This is a genomic window from Geobacter sulfurreducens PCA, from assembly GCF_000007985.2.
Taxonomy (GTDB): Bacteria; Desulfobacterota; Desulfuromonadia; order Geobacterales; family Geobacteraceae; genus Geobacter; species Geobacter sulfurreducens.
In genome coordinates, this window is record NC_002939.5 from 3,600,072 (window position 1) to 3,615,425 (window position 15,354).

17 protein-coding genes are annotated in these 15,354 nt (G+C 60.7%); 13 read left to right on the forward strand and 4 right to left on the reverse strand.

Translation table 11 applies throughout. From position 1 onward, the window contains the following. Positions 1-30: 30 nt before the first annotated feature. Together GS_RS16420 and trxA are read right to left on the reverse strand one after the other, a co-directional pair. Positions 31-546, reverse strand: coding sequence for a TlpA family protein disulfide reductase (locus tag GS_RS16420; protein WP_010943891.1), 516 nt, complete (start codon positions 544-546; stop codon positions 31-33). Positions 547-566: 20 nt separating this feature from the next. Then, positions 567-896, reverse strand: coding sequence for a thioredoxin TrxA (gene trxA, locus GS_RS16425; RefSeq protein WP_010943892.1), 330 nt, complete (start codon positions 894-896; stop codon positions 567-569). A gap of 205 nt (positions 897-1,101) precedes the next feature. Here trxA and GS_RS16430 point away from each other — a divergent pair, with 205 nt between their 5' ends. The 8 genes from GS_RS16430 (at position 1,102) to GS_RS16465 (ending at position 8,775) form a co-directional block, all read left to right on the forward strand. After that, positions 1,102-1,776, forward strand: coding sequence for a precorrin-2 dehydrogenase/sirohydrochlorin ferrochelatase family protein (locus GS_RS16430; protein WP_010943893.1), 675 nt, complete (start codon positions 1,102-1,104; stop codon positions 1,774-1,776). Beyond that, positions 1,773-2,588 (forward strand): c-type cytochrome biogenesis protein CcsB, encoded by an 816-nt coding sequence (gene ccsB / locus GS_RS16435; RefSeq protein ID WP_010943894.1) that lies wholly within the window; start codon positions 1,773-1,775, stop codon positions 2,586-2,588. The genes GS_RS16430 and ccsB overlap by 4 nt, the downstream gene beginning before the upstream one ends. A gap of 18 nt (positions 2,589-2,606) precedes the next feature. Continuing rightward, positions 2,607-3,911 carry a glutamyl-tRNA reductase gene (gene hemA, locus GS_RS16440; protein ID WP_010943895.1) on the forward strand — a complete coding sequence of 435 codons (1,305 nt, stop codon included), beginning with the start codon at positions 2,607-2,609 and terminating at the stop codon, positions 3,909-3,911. 58 nt (positions 3,912-3,969) lie between these two features. Next, positions 3,970-4,926 (forward strand): hydroxymethylbilane synthase, encoded by a 957-nt coding sequence (gene hemC, locus GS_RS16445; RefSeq protein WP_010943896.1) that lies wholly within the window; start codon positions 3,970-3,972, stop codon positions 4,924-4,926. Positions 4,927-5,042: 116 nt separating this feature from the next. Then, positions 5,043-6,590, forward strand: coding sequence for a uroporphyrinogen-III C-methyltransferase (gene cobA, locus GS_RS16450; protein WP_010943897.1), 1,548 nt, complete (start codon positions 5,043-5,045; stop codon positions 6,588-6,590). A gap of 36 nt (positions 6,591-6,626) precedes the next feature. Beyond that, positions 6,627-7,394, forward strand: coding sequence for a TatD family hydrolase (locus GS_RS16455; RefSeq protein ID WP_010943898.1), 768 nt, complete (start codon positions 6,627-6,629; stop codon positions 7,392-7,394). Between the two features lie 27 nt (positions 7,395-7,421). Beyond that, the gene (locus GS_RS16460) at positions 7,422-8,189 is read left to right on the forward strand and encodes a tRNA threonylcarbamoyladenosine dehydratase (protein WP_010943899.1); all 768 of its coding nucleotides are present in this window, start codon (positions 7,422-7,424) and stop codon (positions 8,187-8,189) included. Between the two features lie 88 nt (positions 8,190-8,277). Then, the gene (locus tag GS_RS16465) at positions 8,278-8,775 is read left to right on the forward strand and encodes a ferritin family protein (RefSeq protein WP_010943900.1); all 498 of its coding nucleotides are present in this window, start codon (positions 8,278-8,280) and stop codon (positions 8,773-8,775) included. Between the two features lie 117 nt (positions 8,776-8,892). On the opposite strand, the gene GS_RS16470 is transcribed toward GS_RS16465, so the two are convergent. Together GS_RS16470 and GS_RS16475 are read right to left on the reverse strand one after the other, a co-directional pair. Next, the gene (locus GS_RS16470) at positions 8,893-9,093 is read right to left on the reverse strand and encodes an FmdB family zinc ribbon protein (RefSeq protein ID WP_010943901.1); all 201 of its coding nucleotides are present in this window, start codon (positions 9,091-9,093) and stop codon (positions 8,893-8,895) included. Between the two features lie 165 nt (positions 9,094-9,258). Beyond that, complete coding sequence (locus GS_RS16475) at positions 9,259-11,301, reverse strand: sodium-translocating pyrophosphatase (RefSeq protein WP_010943902.1); 2,043 nt, start codon at positions 11,299-11,301, stop codon at positions 9,259-9,261. A 238-nt stretch (positions 11,302-11,539) separates the two neighbouring features. Between GS_RS16475 and GS_RS16480 the strand changes: the two genes are divergently transcribed. The 5 genes from GS_RS16480 to larA all read left to right on the forward strand — a co-directional run bounded on the left by GS_RS16480 (position 11,540) and on the right by larA (position 15,339). After that, positions 11,540-11,980 carry a Fur family transcriptional regulator gene (locus GS_RS16480; RefSeq protein WP_010943903.1) on the forward strand — a complete coding sequence of 147 codons (441 nt, stop codon included), beginning with the start codon at positions 11,540-11,542 and terminating at the stop codon, positions 11,978-11,980. Positions 11,981-12,008: 28 nt separating this feature from the next. Continuing rightward, a complete protein-coding gene (locus GS_RS16485) occupies positions 12,009-12,119 on the forward strand; it encodes a rubredoxin-like domain-containing protein (RefSeq protein WP_010943904.1) in 111 nt (36 codons plus the stop codon). A gap of 58 nt (positions 12,120-12,177) precedes the next feature. Further along, complete coding sequence (locus GS_RS16490) at positions 12,178-12,630, forward strand: ferritin family protein (protein ID WP_010943905.1); 453 nt, start codon at positions 12,178-12,180, stop codon at positions 12,628-12,630. Positions 12,631-12,759: 129 nt separating this feature from the next. Further along, complete coding sequence (locus GS_RS16495; RefSeq protein ID WP_010943906.1) at positions 12,760-13,974, forward strand: FprA family A-type flavoprotein; 1,215 nt, start codon at positions 12,760-12,762, stop codon at positions 13,972-13,974. A 105-nt stretch (positions 13,975-14,079) separates the two neighbouring features. After that, positions 14,080-15,339, forward strand: coding sequence for a nickel-dependent lactate racemase (gene larA, locus GS_RS16500; RefSeq protein WP_010943907.1), 1,260 nt, complete (start codon positions 14,080-14,082; stop codon positions 15,337-15,339). The last annotated feature ends 15 nt before the right edge of the window (positions 15,340-15,354 follow it).

Sequence of the window (15,354 nt, forward strand, 5' to 3'; positions counted from 1 at the left end):
TTGTATGCGGACAGCGTGAATAGAAGCGCCTTACTTCTCAGCCAGCAGCTTCTTCACCAGGTCTTCCATTTTTCTCAGGGTCTCATCGGAGCCGCCCATGAACTTTTCCGCCACGTTACCTTTCTTGTCGATGACGTACACCGTCGGCAACGACCGAAGCCCGTAATCGGTTTGAATGTCACCGGATGCCAGAGCCACGGGATAGTTGATCCGCTTGCTGAGGATAAAATCCTTGACTCCCTTCTCGTCTCCCTCGTCTAGAGAGAGGCCGAGAACCTGAAGCCCCTGTTTGCCGTACTTGCGATTGAGTGTTACCAAGTGGGGGATGGCATCTCGGCAAGGGGGGCACCACGTGGCAAAAAAGTCGACCACCAGCACATAACCCTTATAATTGGCCAGACTGATGGGCTGGCCGGAAGTGCTTACCACCTTGAGAGGAGGAGCCGGCTCACCCTTTTTGGGCAGGGCGAAGGACGGCGATGTGAATCCGCTCACGATAACGAAGGCCGCTGCTGAGACGACCCCAAGGACTCCGGTAACCTTCATAAGACTCCCTCTTGTGCCGATTACAGCGCTTTTTTGATAAGCGCCTCAAGTTGGGCTTTGGGCACGGCCCCGACGACCTGATCCACGACCTTGCCCTCCTTGAAGAGGATAACGGTAGGGATGCCGCGCACGCCGTACTTGCCCGGAGTTCCGGGGTTATCATCAACATTAACCTTGCCGACCTTCACTTTTCCGTCAAATTCGTCGGCAATGGCATCGATGACAGGAGCGATGGCCTTGCAGGGGGCGCACCAGGTGGCCCAAAAATCAACGAGAACCGGAACGGGCGACTTGAGCACCTCGCTATCGAAGGTATCGTCACTGAATGTGAGGACTTTGTCACTGGCCATGAAAGCCTCCTTTGCCGAAAAGAATAGTATTTTTAGAATATAGCCGAGCAACTTCAAAACATCAAGGAGGAAATCGGTCGCAATCACCGCGATTCCCTCCACCGGGTGCCGTTTCCGGCAAGCGCGTCACCCTTGGCAAAAACGGTGAAATCTGCTACACCAGGACCACTGCGGTGCATTTTGTTGGCACCAGGGAAACAAACTCATGACACTCCTCCCCATCAGCATCAACGTATCCGGGCGCCTCGTTACCATTGTGGGCGGCGGAGGGGTCGCCAGGCGCAAGTGTCTCTCGCTGCTGGAGGCCGGTGCCCGGGTGACGGTCGTTGCCCCCCGGCTTGATGAGCGGTTGATGAAGCTGGCCGATGAAGGCGCGATCTGCTTGGCGCAGCGGCCCTATGCCGACGGCGATCTGGCTGGGTCGGTCCTGGCCTATGCCGCTACCGACGATCCGGCTGTTAACCGGGCAGTGGCCGAGGAGGCCCATAACAGGGGGATTCCCGTTGACGTCACCGACGATCCCGAACGGGGGAGCTTTACCAGCCCGGCCGTCCTCAGACGAGGCGATCTGGTTATTGCAGTCTCCACCGGCGGGGGCGCTCCCGGCTTCGCAGCACGAGTCCGGGATGATATTGCCGAAATCATCGGCCAGGAATATGCTGAAACCCTACTCATACTTGGCGCGATTCGTGAAAAGCTGTTGACTGCGTCAAAAAACGCCGCATACAATAAGCACATTTTGCACGACCTGTCCGCCGCACCGCTGCCTGAAATGGTCAGATCGCGGAACTTCGAGGAACTGGACCGAACCCTCGCACGCATCGCCGGTCCCGACTTCACCCTGGAAAACCTGGGATTCGGGAGAAAGGACTCCCCATGAACGCCGTTCTTTTCGTCGCAACACTACTGCTCTACCTTGCTGCGACCGTCGCCTATCTCGCGTTTCTCGTCAAACCGCGAGAGGTACTCGGCAAGATCTCCCGATGGGTACTGACCGGCGGATTCGTGGTCCATGCCGTCTATACCGTGGACCGCTATATCGAGGCGGGCTACACGCCGATTACCAACCTCCACGAATCGCTCTCCTTTTTCGGTTTGGCGATCGCTGGGGTCTACCTGATCTTTGAGCGCAAGTACCGCACCATCATCCTCGGCTCCTTCGTTACCCCCCTCGTGCTCTTGATCCTGATCGGCTCCACCGGCTTCCCCTCGGCCATCTCGCCGCTCAATCCGGCTCTCAAGAGCCGCTGGCTCGCCGTCCATACGGTCATGGCGTTCCTGAGCTACGCAGCGTTCGCGGTAGCCTTCGGCGCCGCCATCATGTACCTGATCCAGGAGCATTTTCTCAAGAGCAAGAAGCTCGGCGCACTCTACCAGAAGCTTCCCTCCCTGGACGTGCTCGATGAAATCAACTACCGCTGCCTCACCCTCGGCTTTCCGCTCCTTACCTTCGCGATCATCAGCGGCGCCATCTGGGCGGAAAGCGCCTGGGGCACTTACTGGAGCTGGGACCCGAAGGAAACGTGGTCCCTCATTACGTGGTTCGTCTACGCTGCACTCCTCCACGGCCGGCTCACCACCGGCTGGCGCGGCAAAAAGGCGGCCTGGCTCGCCATCATCGGTTTTTTCGTGCTCCTCTTTACCTTTCTCGGCGTGAACCTTTTCATGTCGGGGCTGCACAGCTACACGTGAGAAAAGAGGCATACTGATATGAACATTGTTGTGGTGGGGCTCTCGCACAAGACAGCCTCCGTGGAAATTCGCGAGAAAATCGCTTTTGCCCCGACCCAGATGGAAAAGCCCCTGCGCATGCTCATCGCCATTGACGACATCGCCGAGGCGGTGATCGTCTCCACCTGTAACCGGGTCGAGCTCTACGCGTCGACCCGAGACGTGGCCGGCGGCATGGCGCGGCTCAAGCGCTTCCTGGGTGACTATCACGGTGTCCCCGTCGAGGTTCTTGAGCCCCACCTGTACAGTCATCACGGCGAGGCGGCCATTCGTCACGTGTTCCGGGTAGCGGCAAGCCTTGACTCCATGGTCGTGGGCGAACCCCAGATTCTCGGCCAGATCAAGACCGCCTACGGTTACGCCGCGGAGTTCAGGACTTCGGGCATCATCCTCAACCGCTTCCTGCACAAGGCATTTTCCGTGGCCAAACGGGTCCGTACCGAGACGAAGATTGCTTCGTCGGCCGTTTCGGTCTCATTTGCCGCCGTGGAGCTGGCCCGCAAGATATTCGGCGACCTTTCCGACAAGACCGTCATGCTCATCGGTGCCGGTGAAATGTGCGAACTGGCGGCGAAACACTTCCTGAACAACGGTGCGCGCGGCGTCATGGTCACCAACCGGACCTACGAGCGGGCCGAACGGCTCGCCGAAGAGTTCGAGGGAAAAGCGATCCACTTCGAGGATCTCTTCGACCAGCTCCACAAGGCGGACATCGTCCTCTCCTCCACGGGCGCCACCCACTACATCATCCGGCCCAAGGACATCGACGAGGTGATTCGCCGCCGTAAGATGAAGCCCATGTTTTTCATAGACATCGCCGTTCCCCGGGATATCGACCCCAAGGTGAACGACGTGGAGAACGTCTATCTCTACGACATGGACGATCTCCAGAATGTGGTCGCCTCCAACCTCCAGCAACGGGCCGAGGAAGCCAAAAAGGCGGAAGGCATTATTGAGGAGGAGATCGGCCAGTTCTACAAATGGATATCAAGCCTTGAGGTCACGCCGACCATCGTGGCCCTGCGCTCCAAATTCGAGGATGTCCGTCGGGCCGAACTGGAAAAGACCCTCTCGGCCTGGAAAGACCTGCCCCCCGACGGGGCTAAGCGGCTGGAGGCACTCACTGCCGCCATCGTCAACAAGCTCCTCCACCCTCCCACCGCCACTCTCAAGCGAACCGGCCAGGGGGGGCGAACCGATCTTTATGTGGACGCCCTGCGCACCCTCTTCGATCTCCAGACGGAGCTTCCGGAGCCCGAAGGAAGCCTGGAGCTTGAGGAGTGACCCGCTGCTGCATGTATGTTCTACCCCATTAACGAGACAGTAAGGAGACCGGAAACCTATGGCACTTAACCGCCTCAGAATCGGAACCCGGGCGAGCCAGCTCGCTCTCTGGCAGGCCAATTGGGTCAAGTCCGAGCTGGAAAAACGCTACCCCGGCATGGAGGTCGAGCTGGTCAAGATCAAGACCATCGGCGACAAGATCCTTGACGTCCCCCTGGCCCAGGTGGGTGGCAAAGGACTCTTCGTGAAAGAGATCGAGGAGGCGATGCTGAGGGGCGAAATCGACATCGCCGTGCACAGCATGAAGGACGTGCCGACCGAGTTTCCCGAAGGCCTCGGACTGGTCTGCATCACCGAGCGTGAAGACCCTCGTGATGCTTTCATTTCCAACGGCGTGACCTTCGCCAATCTGCCCCAGGGGGCGAAAATCGGTACATCGGCGCTGCGCCGCCAGGCCCAGCTCCTCAAGGTCCGTCCCGACCTCGAAATGGTAATAATCCGCGGCAACGTGGAGACGCGTATCCGGAAGCTCACCGAGGACAAGCTGGACGCCGTCATCCTGGCTGCCGCAGGCCTCAAGCGCCTCGGATTCACCGACGTGGTAACCGAATATCTGCCCGTTGATCTCTCCCTGCCGGCTATCGGCCAGGGCGCCCTGGGCCTGGAGTGCCGCCTCGACGACCAGGCCGTCCGCGAAACCATCGACTTTTTCAACCACCCTGACACTGCACACGCGGTACGGGCCGAGCGGGCACTGCTCTGGCGCTGCGAGGGGGGATGCCAGGTTCCCATTGCCGCCCACGGCCAGGTGAGCGGAGACTCCCTGACGCTGACCGGCTTTATCGCCTCCGTGGATGGCACCCGTTCCGTCAAGGAGAGCATCTCAGGGCCGGTGACCGACTGCGAGAAGCTGGGCATTGCCCTGGCCGAGAAACTCCTCGCCGACGGCGGGCACGAGATTCTTGCCGAGGTCTACCAGCGGGAAGTGTCCCGGGAGAAGGAAATCCCGGTTTAATCGTCCATCCGCTTCACCGTCTCCGGCCACAGGGGCATGGAGGAATTCAGAGGAGGCCTGCCGGACCTTCTTCCTCTGAAATCCTCTGTGCCCCCTGTGGTCGGCTTTTTTGCACAATGACCATGTCCACAGCTTCCCGCACCAATTGCCTTGTCTACCTCATCGGCGCCGGCCCCGGCGACCCGGGCCTCATTACGGTTCGGGGCCGGGAATGCATCGCACGGGCCGATGTGGTCATTTACGATTACCTGGCCAACGACGAACTCCTCTCCTTCGCCCGTCCCGATGCGGAACTCATTTATGCCGGCAAGGTTGGGGGGCAGCATAACCGGGCCCAGTGGCAGATCAATGAGCTCCTGGTCCGCAAGGCGCTTGAGGGACGCATCGTGGCGCGCCTCAAGGGTGGTGATCCCTTCGTCTTCGGCCGGGGCGGCGAGGAGTGCGAGGCCCTGGTCACCGCCGGCGTACCCTTCGAGGTGGTGCCGGGAGTGACTGCGGGAATCGGGGCAGCGGCCTACGCCGGCATCCCCCTTACCCACCGCAACGTCACCACATCGGTTGCCTTTGTCACGGGTCACGAGAGCCCGGGCAAGAAATCATCGGACATCGATTGGGAGGGGCTCTCCCTCGGCAGCGGCACTGTTGTGTTTTACATGGGAGTCAAGAGTCTCCCGCACATTACGGAAAACCTCATGGCCCACGGCCGGCGCGCCGACACCCCGGTGGCCCTCGTCCGCTGGGGAACCCGACCGGAGCAGGAAGTTCTGGTGGGAACGCTGGCCGACATCGCCGACAAGGTCCGCCGCACAGGGTTCAAGGCACCGGCCATAACCGTTGTGGGCGAGGTGGTCCGGCTGAGGAAAACGCTTCGCTGGTTCGACAACCGGCCCCTTTTCGGTCGCAGTATCATGGTCACCCGCGCCGCCGACCAAGCGGGCGAATTCAGCGTCATGCTCCGTTCCCTGGGCGCACGGGTGCTTGAGTGTCCCACCATCGCCATCGCGCCACCCGAGAGCTGGGATGACCTCGACAGCGCCATCAGCCGCATCGATACCTTTGACTGGGCCATCTTCACCTCATTCAACGCGGTTCGCTTCTTCTTTCAGCGGCTGGACGCCGCGGGCCGTGACTCGCGCGCCCTGGGAGCCTGCCGGATCTGCGTCGTGGGCCCGAAAACGGCCGAAGCCCTTGCGCCCTACGGAATCCGGCCCGACCTGGTGGCCGCAGACTATAAAGGGGAAGGGGTTATCGAGGCGCTTCGCGACGTACCGTTGGCCGGCAAGCGGGTCCTGTTTCCCAAAGGGGACCGGGCGCGGGACGTGATCCCCACGGGCCTTGCAGCCTTCGGCGCCCATGTCGAGGCGCCGGTCGCCTACCGCAACGCTGCGCCCGACGCCCTCCCGGCCGGCACTATCGAGGAACTGGAGGACCGGCGCATCCACTGCGTAACGTTTACCTCTTCTTCCACCGTGCAGAACCTGGCGGCCATTCTTGGGGAGAACAGAATGCTCCACCTGTTGGAAGGGGTTATTATAGCCTCCATCGGCCCCATCACCTCCCGCAGTTGCCGCGAGCTGGGGCTGCAGGTCCACATCGAGCCGCAGGAGTACACCCTGGCGGCTCTCACCGCTGAGATGGTCCGCCACTTCTCGGCACCCGCCTGAGCCACGTTCACGGGGCAGTAGAGCTGAATGGAGCCCTTGCTCACCGATACCCATTGCCATCTGGACGCCCCGCCCTTACGAGGACGCCTCGACGAGGTCCTGGCTTCGGCTCGCCATGCCGGCGTCGACCGGATCATCATCCCCGGCGTTGCCCCTGAGGGGTGGGATGAGATCGTCCACCTGTCCCACAGGTACCCCCGTGTCTTCGCTGCCTTCGGCATCCATCCCATGTACGCGGACCAGGCCGACGAGCAGACTCTCGCCCGGCTTGCAGGACTGGCGCGCGATGCCGTTGCCGTCGGTGAAATCGGCCTCGACTACCTCTGCGCCGTTCCCCGCCCCGTTCAACAGGCAGCCTTCAGGGCCCAGCTCCGCGTGGCAGCGGAGGCCGGCGTTCCCGTTCTGATTCACTGCCGCCGCGCTTTTGCCGACCTGCTTGCCATCCTGCGCGAAGAGAATATCTCCCGCATCGGCGGCGTGATGCACGCCTTTTCCGGGAGCGCCGAAATCATGGCAGAGTGCCTGAAACTCGGACTCCACATTGCCGTTTCAGGGGTGGTGACACGCCCAAACGCGGTCCGCCCGCCGGAAATCGCACGCATCATCCCGGCGGACCGGCTACTCCTGGAAACCGATGCCCCCGACATGCCGCCCAATTCCCGGCTCGGGTGCCCCAACGAGCCGGCATTCCTCCCGGAGACGGCCCAACGGCTGGCGGAGCTCCGGGGAACGACCGTCCGGGAACTCGCCGCCCAGACAACCCGAAACGCCCTCAGGCTCTTCCGCCGGATCGGTACAATCTAACCAATTGCCCTGGCAGCGAGGTATCCCATGTCCCTTCACCGTTTTTCACGCACCGAGATCCTGATCGGCCCCGAAGGACTTCAGCGGCTGCACGGCTCGACTGTGGCCGTGTTCGGCCTCGGCGGAGTCGGCAGCTTCGCGGCAGAGGCCCTCTGCCGCGCCGGGGTCGGCCGGCTGGTCCTCGTCGATTTCGACGATATCTGCCTCACCAACGTCAACCGGCAGCTCCACGCCCTGGACGGGACCGTGGGGAGGGCCAAGGTGCAGGTCATGGCCGAACGCCTCCGCCTCATCAATCCCCAAGCGGACATCGTCCCGCACAAGGACTTCTACGAGGCGGCGAACAGCGACTTCCTCCTCTCGGGGGGTCATGACTACGTGGTGGACGCCATTGACCACATCACGAGCAAGCTCCACCTGATCAGAAGCTGCAAGGAGCGGGGGCTGCCCATCGTCTCAAGCATGGGGGCCGCCAACAAGCTTGACCCGGCTCGGATTCGCGTGGCTGACATCGCCCAGACGAGCACCTGCCGCATGGCCAAGGTGGTGCGAAAGCTCCTCCGCAAGCAGGGGATCAAAAACGGGGTGAAGGTGGTCTACTCCACCGAAGAGTACCGTGAACAGGCTATGCCTGATGCCGGGTGCCGGTCCGACTGCATCTGCCCCAACAAAGAGGAGCAGCGCTTCTCCTGCGAGCACCGCCGGACGATCCTCGGCAGCATTTCCTTCATTCCCAGCATATTCGGCCTCACCATGGCCGGCGTCGTGGTGAACGACCTGCTGGAGCCCCGTTGAAAATTGCGTTGACCGGTTGAACGGCGCACAAGTGCCGCTATACTGTGTTTACACAATCGATATGATGGGATGAAAGGAGGAATACTTCATGGGTAAGGAATATTCGGTACAGGAAGCTCTTAAGCTGGCAATCAAGGGTGAAAAGGACAGCATGGACTTCTACCGCAAGGCAGCGACCGTTACCAAGAATGAGCGGGCCAGGAAAGTCTTCGACCTGCTCGCCAATGAAGAAGTCGGCCACCTCAAGGCATTCTTCGACCACTACAAGGGGGGCGATTTCGGCGACATCACCGTCTACATGGCCCAGCCGGTCGACACCAAGAATCCGACCTACATGGCGCTCGTGAAGGCCATCGACGAAGAAACCCACGAGCAGAAAGCGCTCGAAATCGCCCTGAAAGAGGAAAAGGCCTGCATCGACCAGTACACCGTCCTTGCCAAGGACATTATCGATCCCTTGGTCAAGGGAATCTTCCAACAGGTCATCAAGGAGACGGAAAAGCATCTGGCGCTGATCGAGGAGGAGTATCGGCACGTCATGACCATGGTCCACGAATCGGACCAGGACACGTACGTGCGGGAATAATCGAAGAGAACACCGGCGTTCTTTACCATCATGAAAAGAGCGGCCCCGCATCGAGGGGTCGCTCTTTTCGCGTCATGAATTCGTGCGGGCCAAGCTCACGGCTCAGCGGAGCGGGCCTCAGCCGCCGCCAATGGAGCAGGCGTGGCCGCCTGCCGGCGCGACGCCGGCCGAGCTCCCCACGGCAGGTGCGGAGATGAGTTTTCTGACCCGGTCGGAACCGCACGCAGGGCAGCATGTCTCTCGCTCACCCGCACCCATCTTCTGGAGTAAGGAAAACGTCCCGCCACAGTCCTCACAGCGATATTCGTATATCGGCATCTGGAACCTCCCGTTTCAATGTTACATTCAAATTACCATATGTCTTATGATTTAATCAATGCGATTCTGGGCCTGCCCACGGGACGAATAACCGGTGCGTTGAACGAAAAAAGGGCGGTCCCTTCAGGGACCGCCCTTTTTTCTGCAGATAGATAGTGCCGCTCGTTAGCCCATCTTGGCCAGAAGCGGCACGATGAGAAGCGACACGATGTTGATGATTTTGATCATCGGGTTGACGGCCGGGCCGGCGGTGTCCTTGTAGGGGTCGCCCACGGTGTCACCCGTGACGGCCGCCTTGTGGGCTTCACCACCCTTGCCGCCGTGATAGCCGTCCTCGATGTACTTTTTGGCGTTGTCCCAGGCGCCGCCGCCGGTGGTCATGGAGATGGCGACGAAAATGCCCGTAACGATGGTGCCGACGATCACGCCCCCCAGGGCCTTGGGGCCGAGGGTAAAGCCGATGATGACCGGTGCGGCGATGGGAATGATGCCCGGGATCACCATTTCCTTGAGGGCGCTCTTGGTGACGATGTCGACGCAGGCGGCATAGTCGGGCTTGCCGGTGCCTTCCATGATCCCCTTGATCTCGCGGAACTGGCGGCGAACCTCTTCAACGACCGAGCCGCCGGCCTTGCCGACCGCCTCCATGCAGAGGGCGGCAAAGTAGTAGGGCAGCATGCCGCCCAGGAAGAGACCGACGATGATGTAGGGATCGGCCAGGCTGAACTCGATGTTCTGCCCCGCCAGCTTCAGTTCGTCCACGTAGGAGGTGAAGAGAATGACCGCGGCCAGACCGGCGGAACCGATGGCGTAGCCCTTGGTGACGGCCTTGGTGGTGTTGCCCACGGCGTCCAGGGGGTCGGTGACGGCGCGAACCGAATCGTCCAGTTCGGCCATCTCGGCGATGCCGCCCGCGTTGTCGGTAATGGGGCCGTAGGCGTCCATGGCAACGACGATGCCCGTCAGCGACAGCATGGACACGGCGGCAATGGCGATGCCGTACACGCCGGCGCACTGGAACGCCACGATGATGCCGGCGGCGATGACGATGATCGGCATGGCCGTGGACTTCATTGAGACGCCGAGGCCGGCGATGATGTTGGTGGCGTGGCCGGTGGTGGAGGCCTGGGCGATGTGCTTCACCGGGGCGTACTCGGTGGCGGTGTAGTATTCGGTGATCCAGAAGATGGCACCGGTGACCACCAGGCCGACAATGGCGGAGATAAAGATGTTAGTGGCGGAGTACCCGGTGGGGTTCCCTTCGGGGAACATCTGAACCGTGACGAAGTAGAAGGCGATACAGGCGATGACGCCTGAGGCGATCAGCCCCTTGTAGAGGGCAGGCATGATCTTCTGGCTGGCGCCAAGTTTGACGAAGAAGGTGCCGATGATGGAGGCGATGATGGAGATGCCGCCGAGGATCAGCGGATAGGTCACCGCGCCTGAGAAGTTGTTGAAGGCGATGGCGCCCAGCAGCATGGCGGCGATCAGGGTCACGGCATAGGTTTCGAACAGGTCGGCGGCCATGCCGGCGCAGTCGCCCACGTTGTCGCCCACGTTGTCGGCGATGACCGCCGGGTTGCGCGGGTCGTCCTCGGGAATACCGGCTTCAACCTTGCCCACCAGGTCGGCACCCACGTCGGCACCTTTAGTGAAAATACCGCCGCCGAGACGGGCGAAGATCGAGATCAGGGAGCCGCCGAAGCCGAGGCCTACCAGCTGGCTCACGATGTCCTTGACCGGAGCGCCGGGCATCAGCTGCTGCAGGACCAGATAGTAACCGGCCACACCCAGGAGCCCGAGACCGACCACCAGCATGCCGGTGATTGCCCCGCCCTTGAAGGCCACGTTGAGAGCCTTGTGGATGCCGGACTTGGCGGCTTCAGTGGTCCGGATATTGGCGCGAACCGAAACGAACATGCCGATGAAGCCGGTCAGGCCCGAGAAAATGGCACCGATGGCGAAACCAACGGCGGTTTTCATCCCCAGCGTGGCGAACAGGGCAATAAACATGACCACGCCGACCACGGCGATGATGGTGTACTGGCGCTTCATGTAGGCGCCGGCACCCTCTTGGACCGCTGCGGCGATCTGGCGCATCCGCTCGTTCCCCTGGGGGAGCCCCAGGATCCACTGGGCCGAGGCGAGGCCGTAGACAACGGCCGCCGCGGCACAGACCAGGGCGAAATAGACTGCATACTGTTCCATGAACCAACCTCCTATGATAGATAGCCGAACAGGCCGTGTTTCCGCAAAAAAAGCCCCGCATCCGCAGAGCGAAAAACGAAAAATTGTTATAGGAAACCATGCGAATTGTCAACGTTAAAATGCCTCGCCCGCCCGGTGCGACGACAATCGTGCAAAGAGGCTTGTTGACTCGTGCAAAGCCTGATAGTATTGAACAATTATTGACGTAGACTCTCAAATGCAATAAAATACCAATTACATGAACGAGAAAATTCAATTCAAAGAATCAAAGCTTCAGGCCCTCGAAGCGGGGTGCCGCAAAAACGGGTTCGCCATGACCGTCCAGCGTCGGGTCATCATGGAGGCACTGGCGGAACGGACTGACCACCCCACGGCCGACCAGTTGTATGATACGGTCAAGGGCCGACTGCGCGGTATCTCTCGTACGACTGTGTATCGCGTCCTGGAAACTCTGGTGGGCATCGGAGTCGCGCAAAAGATCAGTAATCCGGAGGCAAAGGCCCGATTCGACGCAGACACCGAGCGGCACCATCACGCGGTCTGTTCCCGGTGTCAGCGGGTAAGCGACATTCACGACCCCCAGCTCAACTCACTTCCGATACCGGCCGGCGAGATCGGGGGATTCACAATCACCGACTATTCCATCAACTTCAGCGGGCTGTGCGCCGACTGTCGTTAGATCAGTCTCTGACAAAAGGAGGGATTTCATGAAAAAATGGCGTTGCGTTGTCTGCGACTACATCCACGAAGGCCCCGAACCGCCCGACGCTTGCCCCGTCTGCGGCGTTGGCCCTGATCAATTCGAAGAAATAACCTGAGATGACCCGGCTTCACTGCATGATGTATGCGTCAGCTGCGCCAGGGAGGGGTAGGTAGATGGAGTTCGCAACACTGGAAGACATTATCCGTTTCGCTGTTCAGCGGGAAGAAACCGCCTACCGCCTGTACAAGACGGCGGCAGAGAAGGCCACAAGCATAGCGGCACGCAAGATGTTCGAAGAGATGGCCAATGAGGAGGCGGGTCACAAGCACGCCTTTGAAAACCTGAACATCGAAGGGGCCGAGCACTACACCTTTGCAGAACGGCCCGACATGAAGCTGGCCGAGTACATGGTCGACCTCCCGTTCAGGGAGGACATGGACTACCCGGAGATTCTCCGCTATGCCATGAAAACCGAGGAATCGGCCTACAAACTCTACATGGCCGCGTCCGAGATGACCGACGACCCGAAACTCAAGCGGATGCTCATGGTGCTCGCCGACGTTGAAAAGGGTCACAAGTTGAAGGTAGAAGCCCTGTACGACGAAAAAGTCCTCACCGAAATGTAGCAGGAACCGGCGGCCTGGATGCAGAGACGCCTCCACGCCCCTCCGGCCCTCCCCTTTGGTGAGGGCCGTTCATGTTTCAAGAGCACGTGAATAATCATTCCCAACCGACATCAGAAGGAGGTTACGCCAGTGAAAGCTGTTGAAATAAAACAAGGTGTGTTCTGGGTGGGCGCTGTTGACTGGGCGGTGCGCGACTTCCACGGTTATGAAACCCCGCGCGGCACCACTTATAATAACTTCCTCATCATGGACGAGGAAATCACCCTCATCGATACGGTTAAGTACGATTTCGCCGACCTTACAATCAAGAACATCGCCGGAATTGTCGATCCGGCGCGGATCAAAAACATCATCATCAACCACATCGAAAACGACCATGCGTCCAGCCTCGACCGGATCATGGCGCTGGCCCCCCAGGCAACTATCTATATTTCCGACAAGGGGCGGAAAGGAATCGAACGGTTCTTCGATCTCTCCAACTGGAACGTGAAATCGGTCAAGACCGGCGACACCCTCTGTATCGGAGCCCGCACCCTCGAGTTCCTTGAAACCCCGATGCTCCACTGGCCCGATTCAATGGTGACCTATTCGCGCCACGACCGCATCCTGTTCACCCAGGACGCGTTCGGCCAGCACGTGGCCTCGGCCAGCCGGTTCGACGACGAATTCGAGAAGAGCGATTCGGCCGCCGAACTCGAGGATGCGGTCGTCGACTACTATGCCAACATCCTGATGCCTTTCGGCCAGATGATCAAAACCAAGATAGCGGAGATCCAGGCCAAGGGATTCGACATCGACATCATCGCACCGGACCACGGTCTCATCTGGCGAGCCAATCCCGGCAAGGTCCTCAGCATGTATATGGACATGGCCAACGGGAAGGCGAACGAGTCGGTTGCCATCATCTACGACACCATGTGGCAAAGCACCGAGAAGATGGCGGTCCCCATTGCCGAGGGAATCAGGGCCGAAGGGCTCGACTGCCGCGTCGTAAAGCTGCGGGCCACCCCCATGAGCGTCGCCATCAAGGAGTTCTGGAAATCGCGCGGCGCCCTTATCGGCTCGCCAACCCTCAACAACATCCTCTACCCCTCCGTGGCAGAATTCTTGACCCACCTGCGGGGGCTGCGGCCCAAAAACAGGATCGTGGGGGCATTCGGCAGCTACGGCTGGGGCGGCGGCGCGGTAAGAGACGCCTACGAAGAATTCAAGAAGATGGGACTTCAGGCAGTCGAGCCGGGATTCCAGATACCCTATCGTCCTTCCCGGGCCGACGAGGAGGGCGCCTTCGAATTCGGCCGCAACTTCGCCCGGCAGGTCATCGAGTACCACAAGGGGTTCTGACGCCCTCTGCCCCGTGAATCCGCACCTGAACGGGCGTGGCTCTGCGTGCCCCGCCCGTTCAGGCTTTCTTGCGCTTTGCTGCACGAACCTGTATCATCGAACCTCATGGACCTGAAGTACGGCGACACCTCATTTTCCCTGGCAATCCCCCCCGAACGGCTCATGGGAGTCATCCGCCCGTCGGTGCCCGCACCGGACAGCGATCCGGCAGCCATCATCTCCGAAGCACTTGACCGTTGCGCCGACGCCATCGCCACCTTCAGGACGGGCGAACGGGTCGTCATCGTCACCTCGGACATAACCCGTTACACCGGGAGCGAAATCTATCTTCCCCTGCTGGTGGAGCGTCTTGCGGCTGCAGGAGTCCGGGAGCGCGACATTGAGATCGTCGTGGCCCTCGGCATCCACCGCAAGCAGACAGAACACGAGCACCAGCGGATCACTGGCCCCCTCTACGGCCGGATTCGCATTACGGACCATGAGTGCGACAACCCCGGCAAACTCGTCCTGATCGGCCGAACATCCACCGGTGTCGACGTTGTGGTGAACCGCACGGTGGCGGAAGCCGACCGGGTGATCCTCACCGGGACTATAGGCTTTCACTACTTCGCCGGCTTCGGCGGAGGGCGCAAGAGCATCTTGCCCGGCGTGGCCGGCCGCGCCAGCTGCATGGCGAGCCACTACGCAGTCCTGAACCCCGGTGAAGGCACCGGCAGAAACCCTCTGGCCACCACCGGCAACCTGGAAGGCAACCCGGTCCACCAGACCATGGTCGAGGCCTGTGCCATGGTGAATCCTGAATTCATCCTGAACACGGTTCTCTCCCCCGCCAAGCGGATCATCGCCGCCTTTGCCGGCCACTGGCGCGAGGCCCACGAGGAGGGGTGCCGTTTCTATGCCGACCGGTTCTCCTTTCCCCTGAAGAAGCCGGCGGACCTGGTGGTCGTATCCTGCGGTGGCTACCCCAAGGACATCAACGTCATCCAGTCCCACAAGTCCATGGAGTACGGCTGTCAGGCCCTGCGCCGGGGAGGAGTCATGGTCCTGCTCGCCCAATGCCGGGACGGTTACGGCAATGCAACGTTCTTCGACTGGTTCCGGTTCCGGGAACTGGATGCCTTCGAAGCACGTTTGCGAAGCCACTACGAAATCAACGGCCAGACCGCCTTCTCCCTGCTGCAGAAGGCCCGAACCTTCAGCATCATCTTGGTCTCGGACCTCCCCCCGGAGGAGGTGCGGACCATGGGAATGACCCCCGCCAGAACCCTCGACGAGGCCATGACAGCGGCGGCGAGCCTGCTCCCGTCCGACTACACCGCCTACGTCGTCCCCGAGGGGGGAACGGTGCTGCCGATAATGATGTAGGGGCAAACCTCGTGT

Coding starts and splice junctions, on each gene's coding strand:
- GS_RS16420 (WP_010943891.1), bottom strand. CDS start 546: ATGAAGGTTACCGGAGTCCTTGGGGTCGTCTCAGCAGCGGCCTTCGTT.
- hemA (WP_010943895.1), top strand. CDS start 2,607: ATGAACATTGTTGTGGTGGGGCTCTCGCACAAGACAGCCTCCGTGGAA.
- GS_RS16465 (WP_010943900.1), top strand. CDS start 8,278: ATGGGTAAGGAATATTCGGTACAGGAAGCTCTTAAGCTGGCAATCAAG.
- GS_RS16430 (WP_010943893.1), top strand. CDS start 1,102: ATGACACTCCTCCCCATCAGCATCAACGTATCCGGGCGCCTCGTTACC.
- ccsB (WP_010943894.1), top strand. CDS start 1,773: ATGAACGCCGTTCTTTTCGTCGCAACACTACTGCTCTACCTTGCTGCG.
- GS_RS16485 (WP_010943904.1), top strand. CDS start 12,009: ATGAAAAAATGGCGTTGCGTTGTCTGCGACTACATCCACGAAGGCCCC.
- trxA (WP_010943892.1), bottom strand. CDS start 896: ATGGCCAGTGACAAAGTCCTCACATTCAGTGACGATACCTTCGATAGC.
- GS_RS16475 (WP_010943902.1), bottom strand. CDS start 11,301: ATGGAACAGTATGCAGTCTATTTCGCCCTGGTCTGTGCCGCGGCGGCC.
- GS_RS16460 (WP_010943899.1), top strand. CDS start 7,422: ATGTCCCTTCACCGTTTTTCACGCACCGAGATCCTGATCGGCCCCGAA.
- hemC (WP_010943896.1), top strand. CDS start 3,970: ATGGCACTTAACCGCCTCAGAATCGGAACCCGGGCGAGCCAGCTCGCT.
- larA (WP_010943907.1), top strand. CDS start 14,080: ATGGACCTGAAGTACGGCGACACCTCATTTTCCCTGGCAATCCCCCCC.
- GS_RS16470 (WP_010943901.1), bottom strand. CDS start 9,093: ATGCCGATATACGAATATCGCTGTGAGGACTGTGGCGGGACGTTTTCC.
- GS_RS16490 (WP_010943905.1), top strand. CDS start 12,178: ATGGAGTTCGCAACACTGGAAGACATTATCCGTTTCGCTGTTCAGCGG.
- cobA (WP_010943897.1), top strand. CDS start 5,043: ATGACCATGTCCACAGCTTCCCGCACCAATTGCCTTGTCTACCTCATC.
- GS_RS16480 (WP_010943903.1), top strand. CDS start 11,540: ATGAACGAGAAAATTCAATTCAAAGAATCAAAGCTTCAGGCCCTCGAA.